The 23,228-nt window shown below is 60.4% G+C and carries 17 protein-coding genes and 4 pseudogenes; 8 read left to right on the top strand and 13 right to left on the bottom strand.

Annotated elements, in window-relative coordinates:
- The first annotated feature begins 144 nt into the window (after window positions 1–144).
- Together NHAM_RS04855 and NHAM_RS04850 are read left to right on the top strand one after the other, a co-directional pair.
- The gene (locus NHAM_RS04855; protein ID WP_011509497.1) at window positions 145–777 is read left to right on the top strand and encodes a peroxiredoxin; all 633 of its coding nucleotides are present in this window, start codon (window positions 145–147) and stop codon (window positions 775–777) included.
- Window positions 774–1,169 (top strand): ArsR/SmtB family transcription factor, encoded by a 396-nt coding sequence (locus NHAM_RS04850; protein ID WP_011509496.1) that lies wholly within the window; start codon window positions 774–776, stop codon window positions 1,167–1,169. Before NHAM_RS04855 ends, NHAM_RS04850 begins: the two co-directional genes overlap by 4 nt.
- Window positions 1,170–1,769: 600 nt before the next feature.
- Here the strand turns inward: NHAM_RS04850 and NHAM_RS04845 are convergent.
- The gene (locus NHAM_RS04845) at window positions 1,770–8,648 is read right to left on the bottom strand and encodes a filamentous hemagglutinin N-terminal domain-containing protein (protein WP_041357716.1); all 6,879 of its coding nucleotides are present in this window, start codon (window positions 8,646–8,648) and stop codon (window positions 1,770–1,772) included.
- A gap of 404 nt (window positions 8,649–9,052) precedes the next feature.
- Entirely contained in the window at window positions 9,053–9,529 is a 477-nt protein-coding gene (locus tag NHAM_RS24565) for an invasion associated locus B family protein (RefSeq protein ID WP_198136997.1), read from the bottom strand.
- Window positions 9,530–9,645: 116 nt separating this feature from the next.
- On the opposite strand from NHAM_RS24565, the pseudogene tnpC reads away from it, so the two are divergent.
- A pseudogene (gene tnpC, locus NHAM_RS04835) lies at window positions 9,646–10,700 on the top strand (IS66 family transposase); the annotation flags it as partial.
- 82 nt (window positions 10,701–10,782) lie between these two features.
- On the opposite strand, the gene NHAM_RS04830 reads toward tnpC, so the two are convergent.
- Together NHAM_RS04830 and NHAM_RS26455 are read right to left on the bottom strand one after the other, a co-directional pair.
- The gene (locus NHAM_RS04830) at window positions 10,783–11,403 is read right to left on the bottom strand and encodes an NAD(P)/FAD-dependent oxidoreductase (protein WP_011509493.1); all 621 of its coding nucleotides are present in this window, start codon (window positions 11,401–11,403) and stop codon (window positions 10,783–10,785) included.
- Between the two features lie 330 nt (window positions 11,404–11,733).
- Window positions 11,734–12,063, bottom strand: coding sequence for a hypothetical protein (locus NHAM_RS26455; protein WP_041357714.1), 330 nt, complete (start codon window positions 12,061–12,063; stop codon window positions 11,734–11,736).
- An 11-nt stretch (window positions 12,064–12,074) separates the two neighbouring features.
- On the opposite strand from NHAM_RS26455, the pseudogene NHAM_RS27995 reads away from it, so the two are divergent.
- The 5 genes and pseudogenes from NHAM_RS27995 to NHAM_RS04805 all read left to right on the top strand — a co-directional run.
- Window positions 12,075–12,235: pseudogene (locus NHAM_RS27995) on the top strand (pyruvate/2-oxoglutarate dehydrogenase complex dihydrolipoamide dehydrogenase); the annotation flags it as partial.
- A 224-nt stretch (window positions 12,236–12,459) separates the two neighbouring features.
- Complete coding sequence (paaG, locus tag NHAM_RS04820) at window positions 12,460–13,242, top strand: 2-(1,2-epoxy-1,2-dihydrophenyl)acetyl-CoA isomerase PaaG (protein ID WP_011509491.1); 783 nt, start codon at window positions 12,460–12,462, stop codon at window positions 13,240–13,242.
- Complete coding sequence (gene paaI / locus NHAM_RS04815) at window positions 13,239–13,688, top strand: hydroxyphenylacetyl-CoA thioesterase PaaI (RefSeq protein ID WP_011509490.1); 450 nt, start codon at window positions 13,239–13,241, stop codon at window positions 13,686–13,688. Before paaG ends, paaI begins: the two co-directional genes overlap by 4 nt.
- A gap of 28 nt (window positions 13,689–13,716) precedes the next feature.
- Window positions 13,717–13,977, top strand: a pseudogene (locus tag NHAM_RS04810) (phenylacetate--CoA ligase family protein); the annotation flags it as partial.
- Window positions 13,978–14,146: 169 nt separating this feature from the next.
- Window positions 14,147–14,746: a TetR/AcrR family transcriptional regulator gene (locus NHAM_RS04805; protein ID WP_011509488.1), complete on the top strand. Its 600-nt coding sequence runs from the start codon at window positions 14,147–14,149 to the stop codon at window positions 14,744–14,746.
- A gap of 65 nt (window positions 14,747–14,811) precedes the next feature.
- Here NHAM_RS04805 and paaZ read toward each other — a convergent pair whose 3' ends face one another.
- From paaZ to fahA, 9 genes and pseudogenes are all read right to left on the bottom strand, one after another.
- A complete protein-coding gene (gene paaZ / locus NHAM_RS04800) occupies window positions 14,812–16,887 on the bottom strand; it encodes a phenylacetic acid degradation bifunctional protein PaaZ (protein ID WP_011509487.1) in 2,076 nt (691 codons plus the stop codon).
- A 68-nt stretch (window positions 16,888–16,955) separates the two neighbouring features.
- Window positions 16,956–17,708: a Phenylacetic acid catabolic protein gene (locus tag NHAM_RS04795; protein ID WP_011509486.1), complete on the bottom strand. Its 753-nt coding sequence runs from the start codon at window positions 17,706–17,708 to the stop codon at window positions 16,956–16,958.
- A gap of 18 nt (window positions 17,709–17,726) precedes the next feature.
- A complete protein-coding gene (locus tag NHAM_RS04790; protein WP_011509485.1) occupies window positions 17,727–18,803 on the bottom strand; it encodes a 2Fe-2S iron-sulfur cluster-binding protein in 1,077 nt (358 codons plus the stop codon).
- A gap of 19 nt (window positions 18,804–18,822) precedes the next feature.
- A complete protein-coding gene (gene paaD, locus NHAM_RS04785; RefSeq protein ID WP_011509484.1) occupies window positions 18,823–19,347 on the bottom strand; it encodes a 1,2-phenylacetyl-CoA epoxidase subunit PaaD in 525 nt (174 codons plus the stop codon).
- A gap of 9 nt (window positions 19,348–19,356) precedes the next feature.
- Window positions 19,357–20,208, bottom strand: a complete 852-nt coding sequence (gene paaC / locus NHAM_RS04780) for a 1,2-phenylacetyl-CoA epoxidase subunit PaaC (protein WP_011509483.1) — start codon at window positions 20,206–20,208, stop codon at window positions 19,357–19,359.
- Window positions 20,208–20,492, bottom strand: coding sequence for a 1,2-phenylacetyl-CoA epoxidase subunit PaaB (gene paaB / locus NHAM_RS04775; RefSeq protein WP_011509482.1), 285 nt, complete (start codon window positions 20,490–20,492; stop codon window positions 20,208–20,210). Before paaB ends, paaC begins: the two co-directional genes overlap by 1 nt.
- Before the next feature lie 54 nt (window positions 20,493–20,546).
- Window positions 20,547–21,536 carry a 1,2-phenylacetyl-CoA epoxidase subunit PaaA gene (gene paaA / locus NHAM_RS04770; RefSeq protein ID WP_011509481.1) on the bottom strand — a complete coding sequence of 330 codons (990 nt, stop codon included), beginning with the start codon at window positions 21,534–21,536 and terminating at the stop codon, window positions 20,547–20,549.
- 17 nt (window positions 21,537–21,553) lie between these two features.
- A pseudogene (locus NHAM_RS29020) lies at window positions 21,554–21,759 on the bottom strand (3-oxoadipyl-CoA thiolase); the annotation flags it as partial.
- 96 nt (window positions 21,760–21,855) lie between these two features.
- Window positions 21,856–23,157 carry a fumarylacetoacetase gene (fahA, locus tag NHAM_RS04765; protein WP_011509480.1) on the bottom strand — a complete coding sequence of 434 codons (1,302 nt, stop codon included), beginning with the start codon at window positions 23,155–23,157 and terminating at the stop codon, window positions 21,856–21,858.
- Between the last annotated feature and the right edge of the window lie 71 nt (window positions 23,158–23,228).

The following is a 23,228-nucleotide window of genomic DNA, read 5'->3' as shown; positions in this document are numbered from 1 at the left end:
TTATATGTATGAAATTGATAGATGTCAAGGTAAGGATTGCGATTCCTGCGGCTTGTATCTATCTAATTATTTTCATAGTTATAGGATAATGTAACTGTGCTAACCAAATTAATCGCACGATGGGAACCTGCAGGTGACTCCAAGATGGCTCTTCTGATGAACGACGTGACGCCTCGCCCCGCTCCTTCACCCTTGCGGATGGGGGACTCCGCTCCCGACTTCGAAGCCCGATCCACGAAGGGCCCGATCCGGCTTTCGGATTACAGAGGCCGATGGCTGGTGTTCTTCTCGCACCCGGCAGATTTTACGCCCGTATGCACGACCGAGTTTGTTGCGCTGGCCAAAGCGCGAGACCGCTTCACCGCGCTGGACTGCGCCCTCTTGGGCCTTTCGGTCGATAGCCTCTATTCACACCTCGCCTGGACCCGGACGATCACAGAACTGTTCGCGGTGGAGATTCCATTTCCAGTGATCGAGGACCCGTCGATGATGGTAGGCCGTGCCTACGGCATGATTGACGAAGCTGCCGAGAACAGCGCGAGCGTGCGGGCAACCTATTTCATAGATCCCGAAGGCGTCATTCGCGCGATCACCCACTATCCGCTAACGATCGGCCGCTCAATCGACGAGATGGTGCGGATGGTGGCGGCACTGCAGGCGACCATGTCGGGCCAGAAGTTGGCGCCTGCCAACTGGCAGCCCGGAGAAACGCTGCTGCTGCCTGCCGATGAAAAAACGCAAAAAGATACTAACTGGTTCTGCCGGAGCGCGGCATGATGGCGTTATGGCAATCGCGCGAGCAAGCAGACTTTGCAGCCGATAAATTGCGCAAGTTCGCTCAGCCTCAGCGCCTGATGATCCTTTCGCTGCTACGGGAAGGCGAAAAGTCCGTGACGGAAATCGATGTGGCAACCAAAATCGGACAGCCTGCGCTCAGCCAGCAACTCGCGGAACTCCGTAAAGCCGAACTCGTCACGACGCGGCGCCAGGCGAAGCAGATCTATTACAGCCTGGCTCATGAATCGGTGGCGCTTTGCGTTCGCAGCATCGAGGCCGTCTTCAATGCCGGGGATCCCGAACAGGCCTTGTTGAACATGGTGAGGCCCGTTCTCCGTCTAGAGAGTGAAGGCGTCGTCCGCGGAGCGGCGAATTTCGCGCGACTTCGTTGATCGTACGGCTTCTTGACGCGCCAACGCCAGCAATCTGTTGTTAGTCTTGGCGGGCCTTTCTGCCATGAAAGAAGAAAATTCTCTAAATTTCGGACTACGTGGCTGGCGGCGCAGTGCTGATTGCACATGCCTCCACACAAATTCCAGCTAACGGGGAATTCGCTCGTTTGGCGCGTGAGAGCAAATCGGATGCGAGAAGTGTCCGTATTGCAGCCACTTCTGGAGCAATTCCCTGCAAAAACTACCAGGGAATATTTTTCTTGCTGGTCGATGAACGCCGTAGCTCAGCTCGTTGGTGAGCGAAACCTCGGCGATCATCGTGTCGATCGCCACGTGCAACTGCGAGGATGCTCAATCCTCGATATTCGCTCGTCATTCTGTTCTCTCCATCTTCAAATTGAAGACGGGAATAGATCGCGTGCTCTCAAAATACGCGTTACGTTATGTGCAGGCAGATGGGCAGAGGCGGTTTGTTGACGGCGGTTACCAAGACGACGCATGACCATCCTCTGTTAGGGCCAGACCTACGGCAACCGAGAGCAACTCCCGAATGCAATTTCGTGCTTCATGGACGCGAAGCTCATTGACGCACGCGCGGCATCATTGCGGAGCCTGAGCCGGAGCGTCCTGCTTCGGAGCGCCGTCCTGCAGGTTGAAACGCTGGCCGTTGACGTCGATCGAGCGGATGGTCGCGCCGAGACCGCCACCGTTTCCACCTCCCGTATGGCCGCGGTGGTGGCTGGTCTGCGCAGTACGACGACGCTCGCGCTCACGTTTGCGCCGGTCGTCATCGGCCTTGACGGCGTCGTCAACTAACTTGACCGACTCCTCTACCGCCGCCGACTTCACGGATTGCGCAGCCGCTGCGCCGGCGTTCGCCAACGCGGGATCGGGCGGCGTTAGGGACGAGTTCTGCACGTTGCTCGTGATCGCATTCGCTATACTGCCCGCTTGCTGGACCAGAGCCTGCTGGGCAGCCGCACCCCCGGCCGTTGCACCCCCGGCCGTTGCACCCTCGGCCGTTGCACCCTCGGCAGTCGCAGCCGGTGCACCGGTGTTGGTGTTGGTGCCGCCACCTACAACCGTGGGAGCGCTCCCGGTAGTCCGCGCATCAACAGCCTGTTGCACTGCTGCCTGCTGCGCCGCCTGCATCGTGCTCTGGACCGTCGATGGTGGAGTCCCGCCCGGCAAAAAATTATCAGACAGGGACTGAGTGTTGCCAGGCCAGTCTATACCGACAAGTTGTCCAGGCCCCCTCCCTGGCCAGACCGCCCCGTGAACGTTCTCTGTAGACGTTCCGTAGGCATGAGAGTTGGTATCCACGCTCCCGTTGAAGTCCTGATAGCCAACCAATGTGCCGATGTTGTTGAAGTAGGGGAACGTAAGGTCTGGCGTATCCGTGTTGACGATCACCTTGGAAGTCGTGTTGCCGTCAACGATGGTGGCATTGTTCCGTCCCACCAGCCCGCCGGCGTTCTGGCCGGAGCCGGCGAGCGCCATCCAGTTGACGGTCACAGTCCCTGAGGAGAAGACGTGATTGAGCGCCGCGACACCACCGACGCTGGCGTTATACCCGGCGAAACCACCTACGGTACCACTATTCGCCGTCCATATGTCGCCGCTGGCATAGGAATTGGAAATGATGCCGCCATTGTTGTACCCGACGAATCCGCCATAGTAGTTGCTGCCAAGGTAGCCACCGGTCGAGTATTGGCCGCCTGACACCGTGCCGGTGGCGTAGGAATTCAGAATGATACCGGTCTGACGGTTAACGGCACGGGTATTCGACCCGACCAGTCCGCCGGTCGAGCCAGTTCGGCTGTAAACTGAAACGTCGGAATGGGAGTTGACAATCAGGCCGGTATTGTTGCCGACCAGTCCGCCAACACTATTCCCCCCCGAGAGCGCAGCGGTTATCTTCACCGAGTTCGTCTCGGGCACCAGTGTTCCGTCGAACGCACTTCCCGCCGGCACTTTCGCGTCGGGGTTACCGGTCGCGAAGGCATTGACGATGGAGCCGTAGTTGAGCGCCACCAGCGGGCCGACCGTGCCGGCGCCGATGTCCGGGTTCACCATGCTGCCATCGATCTCGACCCTGACAATGCCGATATCGCGCACCGTGCCGCTCGAAAGGCCGCCGGCGCTGGTTCCGAGAGTGCCGATCAGCCCTATGGTGCCGTCGGCCGCCTTCACCGGAACGATCGTCATGTTGTTGATGGTATGTCCAAGTCCTTCCAGGGTGCCGGTAAGGGTGGCGATGGGCGAAGATGTGTAGATGACCTGTGTCGCGCAGGTCGAACTTACACCGCAAGCCTCGATATCCGAAGCGAGGGCATAGTAGTTCGTCACAGCGGCAGGCGCCACCGTGGGTTTACCGGTCGCCGCCGTCGAGGCAAACCCGTCCAGCATGTCCAACTGCTGCATGCTGGTGATGAGGACGTAGTCATGGCTGTTGATATTAAGCGGATGGATAGCGGTATTGTTCACGAAATCGACCCTGCCAATGAAGGTTCCACTCGCGGGGTCGAACAGCGGATTGATACCGCCGTAAAGCGTTCCATACGTTTCCGTCGGCCTTGTGTCCGGGGTGGCGCCAGAATTCTTCGTGGCGATCTCCGTGCTCGTGTTCATCCCGGTATTGTAGCTCATCACCAGGCTGGCCGTTCCAGACGCGGTCATCACCGCGTTGAGATTGATGAAGCCGCTGGCGGTGCCGGGCTTCAGCGTCAGCGTTCCGGCGGACCAGGCGACCGTATTGTTGATCGTGACATTGTTCCCGGTAAGCATCAGATCGTTGTCGCTTGACCAGGACATCGCGTCGTTGAGCAAAACATTGCCCTTATACGACGTGAGCTTGAGATCGCGGACCGCCAAGTTGTTTTGGACGAGGTCGGCCGTGAAGGTCTGCCCCCAGCCTATCACGATATCGGCGTTCTGACTGTACGACCACGTACCGCTTATCCCGGTGTCCAGCAAAAAGCCGTTGTTGACCGCGATGACCTCGCCAGCCGTCTCGAAAATGCCGCCATTGCCACCGGTGGTGGCCGACGCGACATTGACGTTGCCGCTGACCGTCGTGGTGCCTGTGACGTCGGCAAGCGTGTAGCTGGTAAGGCCCGGCTCGGCCGTATTCATGGCCAGGGTCAGGTTGTTGACACCTGCCAGCACTGCCGAACCACCCGGCGCCTTTAGGCTGCCAGAGTTTGTCACGCCGCCATTGCCAGCGAGTATGATGAATTCGCCGCTTGCGGCGGTGATGGCGCCCCGGGCGGTAACCGATCCCATCCCGTCTAATGCCGCAAAACTATAGTTTCCGTTGGCAAAATCATTGTCGCTGATGTTCAACGTGCTCGCAACCAGCGCACCGACATTGACCTGTGACGTGCTGGAGAACAAAATTCCATTCGGGTTGACGATGAAAACCCGGCCAGTCGCATTCAATGCTCCAGCAATGACGCTCTGTTCATTGCCGGTCACTCTGTTCAGAATGACCGAGGTCGAAGACGGCTGAATGAAATCGACGGTTTCGTTACTTGCGATATTGAAGCGTAGCCAGTCGATGATCGTGTTGGGTAACGTCTGGGTCACGACCGTCGTAGTACCGAAGGAGGTGATGTTCGTGCCGTTAGGGACATGATCCACGGCAAGGCTGACGTTGCCGACTACGACCGAGCCGGTCGCGCCGATGAGCGTATAATTCGGGTTGTTGACCGTCGCACTGCTGAAATTGACGATGGGCTGAATGCCCGCGGCTGTTCCGGCCAGCGTGACAGTCCCGCTCAGGGCGACCTGATCACCCACGACCATGTTCTTGACGAAAAGATTGCCGGCCGCGAAGCTGGTGTTGTTTGCCGCGACTTCCGTCCCGTAAAGATCCAGCGGCCGTGGCGAAATCGTCGCACTCGACTGGATCGAGGTGGCTTGCAGCGCATAGTTGCTGCTGTCTACCCCCGTCAGAGTGAGGCCAGCCAGGGCGACCGTCTTGCCAACGGCTGCATTCGCATCGTTGAATTGCGCGGAAGTGTAGTTAAGAACGACATTGTCGCTGCCGATGACTCCCGGCAATTGCGTAGTGGCGACAGTGGCGTTAACCGAGCCATCATAGGTCTTGTCCAACGCCGTGAACCCGGCGCTGAGGGTTTTCGGCGCGATCGTCGCAGTAGCTGTGGTGGCGATGGTGTAATTGGTCAGTTTGCCGCCGTTTGTTCCATCGGAAGCGGTGTAAACAACATCCGCCGTTTGCGATCCAGCATTCCTGTTATTGAAGACAGCAGATTGATACGTGACATCCAATGTCTGGTCGCCGACGAGACCGACAAGGCCGTCGTTCGCCAGACCGTTGTTCACTGTGGCGGCTGTAGTGCCATCATAGGTCTTGTTCGAGACGACACCGCTTGCAAGCGTCAACGTCTTTGGATTGATGGTGAAAATACCCTGAACATTCGTATAGAGCGACGATATCAGGGCATCACTTACGAGATGGATGCCAGCATCGGGATAGCCGGTCAGTCCGAACTGATTAAGGGGAGTACCTGTATAATACTGTACCGAATTATCGCTGTTGTAAAAACTATAAACGGTACTATCAATACCCTGCGCGCCCACGACGGTGAAGTAATTACTGGTAAGAAAGGTGCTCGCCGCAGTGCCATAGCTCGCCACGGAAGATGTGGGTCCGACCAGAACCGGAAGTTGCCGGAGGATCGGCGTATCATTGACGATTAATGTACCATCGTCCTTGAGGTTGCTGACGCCGTTGAGGAGTGTGGTACGGCTCGCGCCTCCCCAAATGGCCAGATCGAATCCGACGAAGCTGGTAATATTGTTCGCTGCCAATGTCGTCACTTGCGTCGCCGTTACTCCCGCTGGACCGGCGCTTACTGCAGTATCGCCCCTCACGACATAATAGTCGTTCGTGGTTGTCCCGCTATTATTGATGGCCACAAACCCATAGGGGATGTTGCTGTTCGTTTCGGCATACGACGTGGAGATCGTACCGGAATTGCTGTAGGCGAAGCCGGAATCCCAATGCGGCTGACCTACTATATCCTGTGAACTGACGAGCGCTTGCTGCGGCGCCAGGGTGTAGGAGTTTGTGATGGTGCCCGCGTTGTCGCCGACGAATCCGGCCGTGTGCGTACCGCCTACTTCCTGCGCACTCGTGACTTGACCGAAACTTACATAGGATTGATCGATCGTACCCGTGCTCGTGTTGTTGCCGACGAAGCCGGCGGCAATCATAATGGTGGATTGTGGCGTGGAATCGCCGGGCTGCACAATTCCAACGCCTGCTCTATTGTAGCTCTGCGAGATCAAACCGGCGTTTTCGCCCGCAAACCCGCCGGCGTAGGCAATCGACGTCGTCGGCCCCCCACCGACCCAGACACTGCCGGGGAAGCCGCGGTCATTCAACCGAACGGCACTGGTGTAGATGGAACCGTCGGTCTCGTTAAAGCCGACGAATCCACCGACGTTCGTTGCGCTAGCGCCCAGATTGGCTGTCGTGCCACCAACACCGACGCCGCCGAGAGTATAGCTGTTGGCGATCAACCCGAAATTCTCGCCGACAAAACCGCCGACGTCGGTGACGGAGGCGTTACTCTGCACCTGAACGGTGCCGGTGCCGGAGGGACCCGCTGCGAAGCTGTTGAAAATGCTGCCCCTGTTGATATCGGCGAACAGGCCGAGCGCGGTCAGGTTGGCGGTCGGATCGGTGGTATTCGCGCCGAGGTTGTTGGCGGCGGTTTTGACGAGTCCGTTGACGGTAAGGTTGCTAACCACACCGGTCGTGCCGATGGTGTCGAAAAAGCCAGTGCCGGTGGTTTGGGTATTGACGGTGATCGTGTGGCCCAATCCGTTGAAGACACCCACGAATGGGTCGGCAGCCGTTCCGAGGCTCGTCAGCGTGCTGACGCTGAAGTTGGCGCCGATAACGTAATTACCGCTCATTGTAACCGACGGGAGACCCGTTGCACTGCTTATGACGGTATACTGCGTCCCGTTTAGTGTGACCATTCCGGTGCCGCTGAAATCGATGCGGCCAGCGAACGCTCCAGAGCTTGCGACACCCTGCAGCGTGTAGAGTCCGCAGGGCGTAACCTCATCTGCATTGACGCCAGTACCGGTGACTGTCGCGGAGACGCTGCCGTTCGAATTGATCACATGCCCGTAATTGGCGGCGAAATTCGCCGTGCCGGTCGCCGTCATGACAGCATTGACGTAAACATTGGCGCCGGCGTTCAGCGTCAGCGTGCCTGCCGACCAGGTTACCGGCGCGTCGACGTTGATGTTGTTCGCCGCCGCCAGGATCAGCGAATGGGTCGATGGCGTCGCCGACGTCGCAGACCAGTTCAGCGCCGCATTGATATTAATGTCGCCCGCGCCGGTTCCGGCCGAGGACGTCACGATTGTGACGTCGCCATTCGCAAGATTGCTCAGAAGCGTAGCGACGCCGATGCCACTGTCGGTCTGGGCACTGCTGCCGGTAACGATACTGAAATCCGTCGGATCGATCAGCCAGGCGCCGCTGTTGCCGCTCGCGGCCTTGGTGGTGATCACCGCATCGTCCGCGATCTTGACGTGATCGCCGCTCGTCTCGATGAAGCCGCCGTCGCCGCCTTTTGGAGCGGAGGCGTCGAGCTTGCCGGAGACCTTGGCGGTGCCGCCCTGCGCCAGCAGCTTGATCTTGCCGAGCTTCACGGTGCCGCCGTTGGAGCCCCCCTTCAGCGCCGCCATGGTGCGGGCCTGGATGATGCCGGAATTGTTGACCTGCGCCGACAAGACCTGATCGGCCGCCTTCGCCGTCATGATCACCTGCCCGCCATTGGCGATGATCGCGCGCTTGTTCTGCACCAGCGCGTTCAGCGTGCCCTTGTCGATCGTCACATCCAGCAGCGAATCGCCGCCGAAGTTCAATGTGATCTTGTCGCCGGCCGCCATCGCCACCGTGCCGAGCTTGGCCGCGATCATGCCCTCGTTCGACACCGTCTTGCCGAGCAGCGCCACATAACCCCCGCCATGCGCGCGGATGCGGCCCTGGTTGACGACGGACGCATTCGATGTGCCCGAGAACTTGTAGTTCCCGGCCATGAAGTCGTTGTTGGAAATATCCAGCGTCGAGGCGACGAGGCCGCCGACATTGACCTGCGCGCCCTGGCCGAACAACACGCCGTTGGAGTTGACGATGAACACCTGACCGTTGGCGTTGATGGCGCCGTTGATGACACTTTGCTCGTTGCCGATGACGCGGTTGAGCGTCGCCGCCGAACTGCTGGGCTGGTTGAAGTTGACGGTGTTCTGCGCGCCGACCGAGAAACCCTGCCAGTTGATGATAGCCTTCTGCGAGGACTGGTTGATGTTGGTGACCGCGCCCGCCTGTGAAATGCTGGCCGCGCCCGCGACCACATTGCCGCTGGTCGGGCTCTGCGCCGACGCCGGGCGCGCAAAAACCATCACGGCGCAGATCGCCGCAGTCGCCAACAAAGATGTCCTGAAGGATTTAAGCGAGAATGGGGAAGACGGGTTTAGGCGTGGATCAACTGCAGAGCAACCATGCGCCTGTATCGATCCTCCAGCAATATCAAACACAATAAGCCCCCGCTTCAATGACTCTGAAATCCATCAGCTCGAGACAATGCGGGTCAGACGCCGCCATTCGGACGGCAATGACGAGCGCACAGAAAAGCGCTGCCTCACCAGCACCGAGTTCCAGACCTATGTATTTATACGGATACAACGCGTAGATAGCAGAGGAGCTGGAGTCAAGGGCCCGCCCGTTGTTCAGTTCATTTAATCGTCGCGTCTGTTGCGACTCGGCATCTATTGCGCCTGCTCATCGCGTGCTGTGAGCGCCGCCGGCAATCCCTTGAATGATAGCGGCAGTTTCAACTGGTGATGCGCGCCATCTTCGAATTCCAGACGTCCCGGTTCGGCTTTGGCCTTGCCTTCAATATCTGGACGGTCTCCGGCTTGAGTTCGGCTTCAGCCATGCAGGTCTGAAGGCAGCGGGTGAACGTTGCGGCAAGCGGCGGCGTCTTGTCGTCAAGAACGAGACGTGCTCCCGAAGGGAGGTAAACCCCCGGCGGCAGCTGAATAATTAATTTGAACGGCTCGGTCTTGGCCAGCCGGCCGAATACGACTTCCGCGATGACATTCTGCTGTTGCTGCTGGTTACGCGCCGCGATCGTCTGCACCGCCTCACATACCTTGGACCCCGGCGGCTTCACTTCGCAGCGCACAATCCAATCCTCGAACGTAGAGGTCGACGTCGATGCTTGCGGGCTATTTGCAGCCAGGGAAGGAGGATGCGGAGAACGAGACGTCTGCGCGCACGCAAGGCCGCCTGACAGCACGGCCGTCATAATCGCGTAGATCGGTATTCCACCATATATAACGTATCGTAGCCGAGAACGAAGACGAGCCATAAGTGATCCTTTGCAATAGTGAGAGAGCAGCCTTTAGTGAGAGAGCAACCTTTCAAGCGCCAGCACCGGAGCGACCAATCGCCAAGGGGCTGGCATCCCCGGCCCTGCTCGCCCATGTTCTGGTCTCCAAATACTGCGATCACCTGCCCCTCTACAGGCAGAGCCAGATCTTCGCCCGGCAGGCGTCACGTTAGACCGTTCGACTTTGGCGAACTGGGTCGGCGGCGCCTGCTGGTGGCTGGAGCCCCTTCAAGCCAAGCTCGCCGAACACATCTTTGCATCGCAGAAGCTGTTCGCCGACGACACTCCGATTCCGGTACTCGACCCCGGCCGTGGCCGCACTAAAACTGGCCGGTTGTGGGTGTACGCCCGCGATGACCGGCCTTGGAACGGACCAGATCCGCCAGCCGCGGTTTATCTCTACAGCCCTAATCGCAAGGCTGAGCGCCCCGCTGCTCACCTGGCCACCTTCAGCGGCATCGTTCAGGTCGACGGTTATCCCGGATTCGATCGGCTTCGCGCCGGCGGCACCATCCAGCTCGCAGCTTGTTGGGCTCACGCCAGGCGGAAGTTCTATGAGGTGCAGCAGGCGACCGCCTCGCCTGTCGCAACCGAAGCGCTGCGACGCATCGCCGAGCTTTACGTGATCGAGGCCGCCATCCGCGGCCAGACCGCGGACGCACGGCAAAGCATGCGTCGATCAAAGTCGTTGCCTCTGGTCACGGCGATGAAAGCATGGCTTGAAATGCAACTCGCCCAAATCCCTCCGCGCGGCGGGCTCGCCGATGCCACTCGCTATGCCCTGAGCCGCTGGGATGCTCTTTGCTGCTTTCTCAATGACGGCCGCGTCGAGCTCGACACCAACGCCGTCGAGCGTGCCATCCGTCCGGTCACCCTCGGCCGCAAGAACCACCTGTTCGCTGGATCCGATGGCGGAGCTCAGCGCTGGGCCACCGTCTGCTCCCTCATCACCACTGCCAAGCTAAATGACGTCGAGCCCTTCGCCTATCTCAAGGACATCCTTGAACGAATGTCTGCCGGCCATCCCATGAGCCGGCTCGACCAGCTCTTGCCATGGAACTGGCGCCCGGCAACTATCCTCAACTAAGATGACGTGTCAGGAATAGACGCTTACATGTCAACCGCGGCAATGTCTCCGTAAAGAACGGCGTCCGCTGTCAGCTCAGCGCTCATGCGAGAAGACTGCTCGTTAGACAGCATCTCGGCGAATACGATTGAATGCGCGATACCGCCTTTGGCGTTATCGGCGGGAGTGCTACGCTACTTGGTTTCGCTGATCCTGGGCTTCCAGCCCTGCTTAAATGCACCAGCGCCACTTTCATGCCGCGCTGCTTTAGGCCCCAGGCCGCTTCCAGGCCTAGCAGGCCGCCGCCGATCACCACGGCGCGCCTGTGTTCGCGCGAGACCGCCAGCATGGTCTCGACATCGGCAATATCGCGGAAGGCGCAGACACCCGGCAAACTCAGGCCGGGGATCGGCGGTGCCACCGGCCTTGAGCCGGTCGCCACCAGCAGCCGATCATAATGCACCGACAGTCCTGACGCGGAATGCACCATGCGGTCGCCGCGATCAATGCGCGCGACGGCATCACCCGTGATCAGGGCGATGTCGTTTTGCGCGTACCATTCGCGGCTGTTGATGACGATCTCCTCCACCGTCTTGTCACCCGCCAGCACACTGGAAAGCATGATGCGGTTGTAGTTTACGTGCGGTTCAGCGCCGAACACGGTGATGCGGAAGCGGCCGGGGACCAGCTTGAGCGGCTCTTCCACGGTGCGCATGCCCGCCATACCATTGCCGATGACGACCAGATGTTTCGCGCGGGTCGGAGATCACGTTCATGACGTGCCTGCTCCGCGGCGACAGCGGCGGGGCTCGCGACGTGGCGCAACGTTGCGCTTGTTAAGCATTTAGCAATAGTCGTGCCAGGTTTCCGGATAAGAAATTTCAAGGATTTGGGAAAGGGACGCAGCAATTCGGTGCCTGCCGAGCGTGATCAAATCGCTCAATGTATAGGCATCGATTAAAAGTGCACCAGCCTGTAATGTCCGTATGCGGAGCGCTGTTTGTCGTCAGATAACTTGAGACTAGCGAGCATCGACAACCTTACGCCGGCCGGGTCATGCAGCCATCTCACTCGGCGACAAAATGACCGGGGTAAACCACGCGAAGCCGACCGGGCATGATGGCCGGCGCGGAACGTTCACATTGGTCCGACGTTCTTCCGCAAAATTGTCCGAGGACTGCATGATGATCCGCCATGATGATCCGTCGCTGGCCGACGCCTGCGGCTCGACCTCGCCGCATGCGGCGCCCGCGCCAATGTCAAACTCATGCCGAACCGGGTAAACCTGCCGCCGTTCAAGACAACTCTGCCGCAAACGCAACCTCGTCGAACGCTTCTTCACCAAACTCAAGCGTTTTTGAGCCGTCGCAACCAGATACGGCAAGGGCGACGATAGCCGCGATCCTAGGCGTCAGTGGGACGAGGCGCTCCACGGAATCCTCGACACCATGAACGCCGACTCTCTCTATCCTACGCTGCAATGGGCTGTGCCGATCCATCCGACCGTTTCGGAATTGATTTTGAGGGTTCTTGGAGATCTCCGGCCTATAAACTGAGCCGCATTCGACTGACGAAGGACAAAGCTGGATTCGAGGGCGACTTCTGCGGAATCGCCTTAAAGGATCAGACATGGCCGTCCTGCGATGGCGCATCGGTACGGTTGGCGGCTCCAAAGCTTCACCAAGAGCGCCTCCTCTCAGCTCTATCATTGACCGACCGGACGGTCTATGCAAAAAAGAGGCGTCAAAGCTCGGTGATCGTTGAGCGAGGGAGGAGAGAAATGCTTGTGCTCTCTGCGCTGTCCGACGGTGTGCTGTCGCTGACATTGAACCGCCCGGACAAACTGAATTCGTTCAACGGGGCGATGCACTTGGCGCTGCGGGCCGGCATCCAGCAAGCGCATGATGATCCGGCTGTGCGCGCCGTCCTGCTGACCGGCTCCGGTCGCGGGTTCTGCGCGGGGCAGGATCTGGGCGATCGCGATCCGCGCAAGGGCGGCCCCGCGCCTGACCTCGGCCATACGCTCGAGACCTTCTACAATCCGACGCTGCGTCTGATGCGTTCACTGGAGAAGCCGATCGTTTGCGCGGTCAACGGCGTGGCGGCCGGTGCGGGCGCCAACATCGCCTTTGCCTGCGACATCGTGCTCGCGGCGAAATCCGCCAAGTTCATCCAGGCCTTCGCCAGGATCGGCCTCATACCCGATGCCGGCGGCACATGGAGTCTCACCCGCATTATCGGAGAGCCCCGCGCCAAGGCGCTGACCATGACCGCCGAGCCCTTGCCCGCCGAGAAGGCCGCCGAATGGGGGTTGATCTGGAAAGCGATCGAGGACGCGAATCTCATGGATGAGGCGCGGTCGCTCGCGATATCGCTGGCTCGGGGCCCCACCTTAGGCCTTGGCCTCACAAAGCGCCTTATTCAGGCTGCTGCGACCAACGGCCTCGACGAACAGCTCGACATGGAGCGTGATTGCCAGCGAACGGCCGGCCACAGCGCCGATTATGCCGAGGGCGTCATGGCCTTCCTGGAAAAGCGCAAGGCGGAGTTCAAGGGCGAATGAAACCCGCGTCCCAGATGACACCGCAGGAACTGGCGGAGGCATCCGCCAAGGTGATGTGGAACGACGATCCTGCAAGCCAGCGGCTCGGCATGACGCTCGACCATATCGCGCCCGGTGGAGCCACACTTTCGATGACGATCCTCGAGGCCATGTCCAACGGCCATGGCAACTGCCACGGCGGCTACATATTCACCCTGGCCGACTCCGCCTTTGCCTTCGCATGCAACAGCTACAACCAGTTGGCCGTCGCGCAGCATTGCTCGATCACATACCTGATCCCCGGCCGCATCGGCGATCGCCTGACGGCGACCGCAAAAGAGGTTACGCGGCGCGGCAGGTCCGGCATCTACGACATCCGCATCACCAATCAGTCGGGCGAGCATGTGGCCGAGTTCCGGGGCCATTCGCGCCTGGTGAAAGGCACGCATCTGCCAGTCGAAGAATGAACCGACAGATTCCCGCAGAGAGAACACCATGGAGAATCTGACGCCATGCAAGGAAGAGCTTGAGCCGATTGAATATGCCTCGCGCGACGAAATCTCGGCGCTGCAACTCAAGCGCATGAAACAGGCGATCAAACACGCCTGCGAGAACTCGCCCTTTTTCCATAAGCGCTTCGATGAAACTGGCGTCCATCCGAACGACCTGAACTCGCTTTCCGACCTGCCGAAATTTCCATTCACCTACAAGCGAGACCTGCGCGACACCTATCCATTCGGCATGTTCGCCGTCCCGGTAGCTCGCTCGGAGGGCAAAGCCAAGCGTGTGGTGGACAACAGGCCGAAGGAATAACGGCCGAGGACCGGAGGTGTTTCTTCGCCCAGGTCCGGTTGCTAGAACGTGTCATGTTCAGCTTCTGACGGTCACGGATTGATCGCCCGGAGCATCAGAAGGTTGGATTGATATGGCTCGGACGCGAGCGCAAGACTTCGAAGAAAAGCAACTCGCCATATTGGACTATGCGGCGAATGTGCTGGCGACGCTGGGAGTCGATAAGGCGTCCATGTCTCAGATCGCCGGTCAAGCGCGGATATCGAAAGCCCTGCTCTATCACTATTATCCTAGCAAGGACGCACTCGTCTTCGCGATCATCTTCAATCACCTGGAGGAACTCGACTCGGATCTGGAAGTATCCGACGATCCGGCCATGGAGCCTTCAGCGCGATTGAAGTTTCTCGTCGGTGTCGTGCTCGAGCACTATCGCGGAGCCGGTGACCGGCACAAGGTCCAATTGAACGCGATGAGCCTGCTGACCAACGAGCAGAAACAGACGATCACCGAAGTTGAAAGGCGGATCGTGCGCCGGTTCGCGGGCGTCGTGCGCGAGATCAGTCCACGCCTGGACAACCGCAAACGCCCCCTGCTCATGCCGGTGACCATGTCGCTCTTTGGCATGATGAACTGGATGGACATGTGGTTCAAGGACGGCGGCCGCATCAGCCGAGAGGATTATGCTGAGGTCGTAACCACGCTCATCCTTGAGGGCATCAAGGCAGTGCGTTGAGATAGAATTGCCACATCGGTCGGACCGAACAGGCCCGCCTTCTTCTGACGTAGCCGGTTGACCTGTTATTCGGCCGCCTCTTGTGCTTGTGCCGGCGGCCAGATCTTCGCCACCATCGTCAGCACATCGTATTGCGCAACGATCTCACCCTTCTGGTTGGTGACTTGGCAGTCCCAACGCACTTCGCCATGGTCGGCGTTTTCGCGCGGGTTGATCTCCTTGCAGGTCAATCGCACCTGCACCGTGTCGCCGAAATAGACCGGGGTGAGGAAGCGCATATTGTCCACGCCGTAGTTGGCCAGCACCGGGCCGGGATTAGGTTCGACGAAAAGGCCGGCAGCGAAGGAGGCGATGAGGTAGCCGTGGGCCACGCGGTCGTCGAAGAACGGGTTGGCCTTGGCCGCCGCCTCATCCATGTGGGCGTAGAAAGTATCACCGGTAAAATGGGCGAAGTGCTCGACATCTTCCAAAGTGATCTGCCGCTTCGCGGTCATCAACTGGTCGCCGATCTTCAGTTCCGCCAGCGACTTGCGGAACGGATGTTCACCGTGCTGCACGTCAGCGCCCTCGATCCAGCGCCCGGTGACGGCAGATAGGAGACGCGGCGTGCCCTGCACGGCTGTGCGCTGCATGTAATGCTTCACGCCACGCATGCCGCCCATTTCCTCGCCACCGCCGGCGCGGCCGGGACCGCCATGGACAAGTCCCGCGAGCGGTGAGCCGTGGCCCGTCGATGTCTTGGCGGAGCGGCGGTTGCCGACAAGCACCCGGCCATGGAACGGCGCGATGTTGATGACGACCTCCTCCACCACCTTTGGGTCGTCGGTGAAGACAGACGAAACCAGCGAACCCTTGCCGAGCTTGGCCAGTCCGATGGCCTCCTCGATCGAGTCATAAGGCAGCACGGTCGAGACCGGACCGAACGCCTCCACATCGTGGACCTTGACGGCGCCGAAAGGATCGTCGGCATAAAGCAGGGCCGGATTGAGGAACGCTCCCTTCTCGGCATTGCCGGACGTAACCCGTACTTCATCCGGATTACCGGCAACAATCTCGGCGTCCGACAGCAGATCCTGAATGCGTGCGCGCACTTCGGTGCGCTGGTCGAGCGAGGCAAGCGGTCCCATTCGGGTCGCTTCGTCGTCCGACAGGCCGAGCGCGGTCTTGCCCAGCCTGTCGCCGAGTGCCTTGACCAGCGCATCGACATGGTCGCGCGGTGCGATCACGCGGCGGATCGCGGTACATTTCTGGCCGGCCTTCACCGTCATCTCGTGCGCCACTTCCTTCACGAACAGGTCGAACTCCGGCGTGCCAGGCGTGGCATCCGGACCGAGGATCGAGGCGTTCAAGCTGTCCGCCTCCATCGTGAAGCGCACCGAATTGGCGATCACCGCTGGATGCGCTTTCAGCTTCCGGCCGGTCCAGGCCGAACCCGTGAAAGTTACAACGTCCTGTCCGGTGACGTGGTCGAGCAGATCGCCGACCGAGCCGCAAATCAGTTGCAGCGCTCCCTCCGGGAGGAGGCCGGTCTCGACGATCCGCCGTACCATAAGTTCGGTCAGGTAGGCCGTCTGCGAAGCAGGCTTCACCACCGCCGGCACGCCGGCAAGCAAGGCCGGCGAAATCTTCTCTAGCATGCCCCAGATCGGAAAATTGAAGGCGTTGATGTGGACGGCGACACCCTGCAGCGGCGCGTAAATGTGTTGCGCACTAAAGCTGTTGTCCTTCGAAAGCAGCTCCACGTCGCCGTCGGTGAGGACACGCGTGTTTGGCAGTTCGCGTCGGCCCTTCGAAGCGAAGGTCAGCATCGTACCGATGCCGCCCTCGATGTCCACCCAACCATCGGCGCGGGTGGCGCCGGTGCGGAAGCTTTCGGCGTAGAACTCCTCCTTCTTTTCCATCAGCGCGAGGCCAAGCGCCTTCAGCATGGCCGCGCGCTCGTGGAACGACATGGCGCGCAGCTTCGGGCCCCCGACCGTGCGCCCGTAGTGCAGCACTTCCGCGAAATCGAGGCCCTTGGAGTCGATCAGGGCCACCGTCTCGCCGGTGCCTGCGTCGAGCAACGGCAACCCGTCGCCCTTGCCGGCGGTCCACGCCCCATAGACATAGCTCTCCAGTCGACGAGGTGCTGCGCTTGCCATGATGGCCTCCTTGATCTTGTGATAAGGGCTCGAGCGCCGGGCCTAACACCTTGAACGTCGATTTAACTCTACAGACCAAGCACGTCGAGCTTTTCGCCGGTCACGGTTTGCCACTGCGCCAGCAATTCCTCGTTGGAGGTGTGGCGCAGGCCGAATTTTTTCAGCGTATCGAAACGGTTCGAGCCGGCGACACCGAAAGTGGTCGCAACTCGCGGTTTCCAGTAGGCGATTGCTTCCCGCGCGGCCTGCTTGCCCTCTGGTGTCGAGGCAATCCGTTGCAGGCCCTCGTAGCCCAGTTCAGCATGGCGCCGTTCGCGCGGTGCGATCTCGCGGAAGACATCCGCCAGCGGGGCATAGGAGACGCGGGTCAGTTCGTTCATCTGAATGCCGGCCGCCAATCCTTGCAGCACGTTCATCACCACCGCATCGGTCCAGTTCTCGATCGGGTAGTGAAAGACGGCGAGTCGCATGTCGTCGCCGCGGTGCGCCGCGGCGAGATCGGCGTTGCGCTCGACCCGCGCGCTCCAGTCGTGCTGCGCCTGGTAGCGGTCGGCATCGGTGCCGAAGTCGCTCATGATGTTCAAAACGCGCTGGGCGTGGTCCGCCTTCTCAAGCGTGATGCGGCTTGCCGCGATGCGCTCCTTGATGCCGGGCGCGAAGTTGATCGCTCCGGCGAAACCGGCAGAGGCCGCCAGTTCGCTGTCGACGAAAGACGACATCAGCCGCATCAACTCGCCGCGATAGCGCGCCGGCGCATTGTCGGGTGCGGTCAGCACACCACCCTGGGCGAGATAGTCCTCGATAGTCATCGTATCGGACATGCTCTCCTCTCCTCAACGCTATTCGTCGTAGGTCACGACGAGGCGGTCGGTCAGTGGAAACGCCTGACAGCTCAGCGCATAGCCGGCGCGCACCTCGTAATCCTCCAGCGCATGGTTCACCGCCATTTCCACTTCGCCTTCAAGCACCTTGCAGCGACAGGTCGAGCACACCCCAGCTTTGCAGGAGTAGGGAGCATCCATATTGGCGGCGAGCGCTGCATCGAGCACGCTCTTGCTCTCGCGCGGCATGATGAAGCTGCGGGTCGCGCCATCCAGTGTCACCGTCGCTTCAACCCCAGTGCCGGATACGACGGCCGTCCTGGACACGGCCTTGACCTTGGCCCGGCCCGGCTGGCCGGAGGCAAACAGCTCGAACTTGATCTGCGTGTCGTTCAACCCGTGCTCGCGCAGCGCCGCGGCAATCGCCAGCATCATCGGCTCGGGGCCGCAGATGAAAGCCATGTCGACCGCGTTGGAATCGATCCAGTGCGTGAACAGGGCCTCCACCTTGTCGCCGTCAATGCGGCCGGTGAAGAGATCGATGTCTTGCGCTTCACCTTCAAGAACATGAATAATGGCGAACCTGCCGAGATGCTGGTTTTTCAGGTCTTCCAGTTCCTCGCGGAACATGATCGTGCTGATCTGGCGGTTGGCGTAGACGAGCGTGAAGCTCGCGTGAGGCTCCCGGACGAGCACGGTCTTGATGATGGAGAGCACCGGCGTGATGCCCGAGCCGCCGGCGAAGCCAATGTAGTTCCTCCGCGCATCCGGTTCGATCGGCGTGAAGAACTTTCCCATAGGCGGCATGGCTTCGATCTCGTCGCCGGCTGCAAGGGCCTCATTCGCCCACGTCGAGAACGTGCCGCCATCGACGCGCTTGATGCCGACCTTAAGAACACCTTCGTCACACCCGGCGCAGATCGAATAGGAACGGCGCAGTTCATCACCGTCGAAGTTGCGGCGGAAAGTCAGGTACTGGCCGTGCGTGAACGCGAACAGGGCGCTGTCTTCCGCACGCGGCACCAGCGTTACCACGACGGCATCGCGCGTCTCGCGCCGCACATCCGTGACTTTCAAGGTGTGGAAGCGAGCCATTCGCGATGTCCTTCCGCCCTCAAATGCACTTGAAGTAGTCGAACGGCTCAAGACAGTCCTTGCAGCGGTAGCTGGCCTTGCAGGGCGTTGAGCCGAACTGACTCACTTTTTCCGTTTGCGTTGAACCGCAGCGGGGGCATGCGATGGTCAGGCTCGATCGTCCCGCGAGTCTGGCGACGCGGCCAGTGAGGCGGCCATCCGCGGCGGTTCCGTCGATCGGCGGCACAATGCCGTAATCGTGCAGCTTTTCGCGGCCCTCGCGGCTGATCCAGTCGGTCGTCCACGGCGGGAAAAGCTTGCGCTCGAGCCTGATCTTCTCGACGCCGCGGTCGCGCAGCGCGCGCTCGATATCCAGGTTGATGATGCTGGTGGCGGGGCACCCCGTATAGGTCGGAGTCACCGTCACTACCAGGGTGTCGTCGTCCCATGCGACATCGCGGATGATGCCGAGATCGGTCAAAGAGATAACAGGGATCTCAGGGTCGGGAATCTGGCCCAGCCAGTCCCATACCTGATCGGTGCTGGGCAGCGTGCTCGCCTGCATGGCCCAACCTCACCAGCTTGCACCGGGATAGGCGCGCTGCAGGAACTGCATGTCGGCGAGGATGTAGCCGAGATGCTCCGTATGGATGCCGCGCTTGCCGCCCTTATGGGCAAATTTGCTCTCCGGAACCGTCAACGTTGCCTCAGCGAGCACGTCGCGCACCGTCTTCTCCCACGCCGCGCGCAGGCTTGCGGAATTCGGCGCGATGCCCACAGCGGCGACCGCCTCGTCCTTCTCGTCGGCAATGAACATCTCGCCGACATAAGGCCACAACGCGTCGAGCGCGACCTGCATGCGGCGGTGGCTCTCGTCGGTTCCATCGCCGAGGCGCACGATCAGATTGGAAGTCCTCTCGACATGATAGGCTACCTCCCTGCCGACCTTGGCGGCGATCTCGGCGACCCGCCGGTCGGACGACGTCGCCAGCGCCTGAAGCAGGGCAAGGTGATAGATGTCGAACAGGAAATGCCGCATCAGCGTATGGCCGAAATCGCCGTTTGGCCGTTCGACCAGCAGCAGGTTGCGGAAGTCCCAGGCGTCGCGCAGATAGGCGAGATCGTCCGCTGTGCGGCCCTTGCCCTCCACCTCGGCGGCGAGGCCGAGCCAGAGCTGGGTCTGGCCGATCAGGTCCAGCGCCATATTGGCCAGTGCGATGTCCTCCTCCAGCACGGGCGAATGTCCGCACCATTCCGAGTCCCGGTGCCCCAGGATCAGGGTCGTGTCTCCGATCCGCAGCAGGAATTCGAAAAAGGCGTCCCGGTTCGCATCGGGCGAAGGCGCATGCAGTCCTTGACCATGCGCGGTGGCCTCGCGGGCGAGTTCTGCTGCGTCGGCCTGGGCGATATCGGGGAGCGATGGCATCACATATGCCCTGCTTCTTCAGGGATCTCGTAGAAAGTCGGGTGGCGGTAGACCTTCGCGTTCGCGGGATCGAACAAAGGCCCCTTGTCGGAGGGGCTCGATGCGGTGATTTCGGACGAACGCACCACCCAGATCGAAACGCCCTCGCTGCGGCGGGTATAGACGTCGCGGGCGTTCAGGACCGCCATTTCGGCGTCGGCGGCATGCAGGCTGCCCACATGACGGTGGTTCAGACCATGCTGGCCCCGGATGAACACTTCCCAGAGCGGCCATTCCTTGGACATGTTTCTCTCCCGTGACCGGGTTGGAGCCACCCGAACGGCGGCCTGACCCGGTTGCTACTCGGTGGCGACGGCGTATTGGCGCGCGGCCTTCTTGTCGGCATGCGCCACCATCGCCTCGCGGAACCACGCGCCATCCTCCCACGCCTTCACGCGCGCGCCGAGGCGGTCCTTGTTGCAGGGCCCATTGCCGGCGAGTACATCGTAGAACTCGTTCCAGTCCGGCTCGGAGAAATCGTAGCCGCCTTTTTCCTCGTTCCACTTCAGGTTCGGATCTGGCACCGTCAGGCCGATGAGCTGGGCCTGCGGCACTGTCTGGTCGACGAACTTCTGGCGCAGTTCGTCATTGGTGTTCATCTTGATCTTCCAGGCCATCGACTGGGCGGAATGGACCGAATCCTTGTCCGACGGGCCGAACATCATCAGCGCCGGATACCAGAGACGGTTCAACGCATCCTGCGCCATGCGCTTCTGCTCAAACGTGCCGGCGGCCATCTTCATCATGATTGCGTAGCCCTGCCGCCGGTGGAAGCTCTCCTCCTTGCAGATGCGGATCATGGCGCGGCTGTAGGGGCCGAAGGAGGTGCGCTGCAGTGGCACCTGATTCATGATCGCGGCCCCGTCCACCAGCCAGCCGACGGCGCCCATGTCCGCCCAAGTCAGCGTCGGATAGTTGAAAATCGAGGAGTACTTCATGTTGCCTGAATGCAGGCGCTCAACCAGTTCGTCGCGCGAAATGCCCAGTGTCTCGGCGGCACAGTAGAGGTAAAGGCCGTGGCCGGCCTCGTCCTGAACCTTGGCGAGCAGGATCGCCTTGCGCTCCAGCGTCGGCGCGCGGGTGATCCAGTTGGCTTCCGGCAATTGCCCGACGATCTCGGAATGCCCGTGCTGGCCGATCTGGCGGATCAGCGTTTTGCGGTAGCCTTCCGGCATCCACTCCTTAGGTTCGATCTTCTCGCCACGGTCGATGCGCGCCTGGAATGCGATCTCTTCCGGCGTCATTTCGTCTTTCGACTTGCCTTCCGATTTCACGAGCTGCGCATACATGGCTCGGTTCTCCTCGCTCAGACCCGTTCAACGATAACGGCGATGCCCTGACCCACGCCGATGCACATCGGTGCACAACGCATAACGTCCACGGGGATCGGTGAAGTTGGTGCATAACTATCGTCACCAGCCGTGCGCCCGACATGCCCTGCGGATGGCCGAGTGCGATCGCGCCGTTAGGGTTCACATGGGTCGCGTCGTCCGGCAGTCCGAGATCGCGCAGCGTCGTGTCCTGACCGCATCGCAGACAAATGCTTCCGGCACCAAATCCTCCAATTAATTGACCGACCGGACGGTTTATATCATAATTGCACTAACCTTAAAAGAGAGGTGGTCCAAAAATACCGGCCGGTTCTACGGCTACGATCGAGCCCTCGACCTGGCCGAAGCCGACGCGATAGCCGTCTCCCTGACACCAACCGCGAATGCGGAGCGAATCGCCGTCTTCGAGGAACGAACGGCGCTCGCCACCATCAAGCTCAAGCGGCTTGGTCCCGTTCCAACTTAGCTCCAACATGCTGCCGCGCTCGCCCTTTTCGGGGCCACTGATGGTGCCTGAACCCAAAAGATCGCCGACATTCATTGCGCAACCTGAAGAGGCATGATGCACGAGCTGCTGCACTGACGACCAGTACATGTATTTGAAATTGGTCCGGCAGATGCTGGCCGGCTTTGCCATCTTCTCCGTTCGCAGGTCTACTGCGAGCTGTATGTCGTAATTGTTCGGTTGTGCCTGATGCAGATAAGGTAACGGCCTCGGCTCCTGCGCCGGACCCTGAACCCGAAACGGCTCCAATGCCTCGCGCGTCACGATCCACGGGCTGATCGACGTGCCGAATGCCTTCGCCTGAAACGGCCCAAGCGGCACGTATTCCCATTGCTGGATATCGCGCGCGCTCCAGTCATTCAGCAGCGTGAAGCCGAAGATCATCTCTTCCGCTTGTCGTTCGGTCAACATCTCGCCCATCGCGGAGGCCTGCCCGATCACGACGCCCATTTCCAGTTCGAAATCGAGCCGCTGGCACGGGCCGAAGTTCGGAAGCTCCGCCGTTGGCGACTTCAACTGCCCGCGTGGGCGACGGATCGGCGTGCCGCTGACCACGACAGTCGATGCCCGGCCATTGTAGCCGATGGGAATATGCAGCCAGTTCGGCAGCAGCGGATTCGTCTTATCGCGGAACATGGTGCCGACGTTGGTGGCGTGTTCCTTCGAGGAATAGAAGTCAGTGAAGCCTGCGACGTGGATCGGCATATACATTTGCGCGAGATTCTGAGGTACAAGCGCGCGCACGCGCAAGTTCGTATTGTCGCGCAGTTCCGGATTATCATGACGCAGCAATTCGCTAATCCGCGCGCGCGTCTGCGACCACACCGTCTGTCCGAGCGCCATGAAGGCATTCAACGAAGGCTTTGCAAAAACTCCGCTAACCCCGTCGCAACGGATCAGACCGGCGGCTTCCAGCACGGCGAGATCGAGAATCTGATTGCTGATCGCCACGCCGACGCGCAACTCCGGCTGCTCCGGCGTTAAGAACACTCCGTAAGGCAGGTTCTGGATCGGAAAGTCGGATGCCGCATCAACATCAACGAAGGCGCAAAGCTTGGGATCGTTCGGGTGCATTTTCTCATCCGGATTGCTCTTGCTTGATATGCTGCGCGGCGTTCCCGGCCGAGTTCAGCAGCGGCTTCGGA

It is taken from the genome of Nitrobacter hamburgensis X14 (genome assembly GCF_000013885.1).
Lineage (GTDB): Bacteria > Pseudomonadota > Alphaproteobacteria > Rhizobiales > Xanthobacteraceae > Nitrobacter > Nitrobacter hamburgensis.
Note: the sequence above shows the minus strand (reverse complement) of the source record. Positions and strands in the feature narration are given on the sequence as shown.

Coding starts and splice junctions, on each gene's coding strand:
- NHAM_RS04830 (WP_011509493.1), bottom strand. CDS start 11,403: ATGGCGGGCATGCGCACCGTGGAAGAGCCGCTCAAGCTGGTCCCCGGC.
- NHAM_RS04795 (WP_011509486.1), bottom strand. CDS start 17,708: ATGTCCGATACGATGACTATCGAGGACTATCTCGCCCAGGGTGGTGTG.
- NHAM_RS04855 (WP_011509497.1), top strand. CDS start 145: ATGGCTCTTCTGATGAACGACGTGACGCCTCGCCCCGCTCCTTCACCC.
- paaG (WP_011509491.1), top strand. CDS start 12,460: ATGCTTGTGCTCTCTGCGCTGTCCGACGGTGTGCTGTCGCTGACATTG.
- paaZ (WP_011509487.1), bottom strand. CDS start 16,887: ATGGCAAGCGCAGCACCTCGTCGACTGGAGAGCTATGTCTATGGGGCG.
- NHAM_RS24565 (WP_198136997.1), bottom strand. CDS start 9,529: ATGACGGCCGTGCTGTCAGGCGGCCTTGCGTGCGCGCAGACGTCTCGT.
- paaB (WP_011509482.1), bottom strand. CDS start 20,492: ATGTCCAAGGAATGGCCGCTCTGGGAAGTGTTCATCCGGGGCCAGCAT.
- paaD (WP_011509484.1), bottom strand. CDS start 19,347: ATGCAGGCGAGCACGCTGCCCAGCACCGATCAGGTATGGGACTGGCTG.
- NHAM_RS04850 (WP_011509496.1), top strand. CDS start 774: ATGATGGCGTTATGGCAATCGCGCGAGCAAGCAGACTTTGCAGCCGAT.
- paaI (WP_011509490.1), top strand. CDS start 13,239: ATGAAACCCGCGTCCCAGATGACACCGCAGGAACTGGCGGAGGCATCC.
- NHAM_RS04805 (WP_011509488.1), top strand. CDS start 14,147: ATGGCTCGGACGCGAGCGCAAGACTTCGAAGAAAAGCAACTCGCCATA.
- paaC (WP_011509483.1), bottom strand. CDS start 20,208: ATGCCATCGCTCCCCGATATCGCCCAGGCCGACGCAGCAGAACTCGCC.
- fahA (WP_011509480.1), bottom strand. CDS start 23,157: ATGCACCCGAACGATCCCAAGCTTTGCGCCTTCGTTGATGTTGATGCG.
- NHAM_RS04790 (WP_011509485.1), bottom strand. CDS start 18,803: ATGGCTCGCTTCCACACCTTGAAAGTCACGGATGTGCGGCGCGAGACG.
- paaA (WP_011509481.1), bottom strand. CDS start 21,536: ATGTATGCGCAGCTCGTGAAATCGGAAGGCAAGTCGAAAGACGAAATG.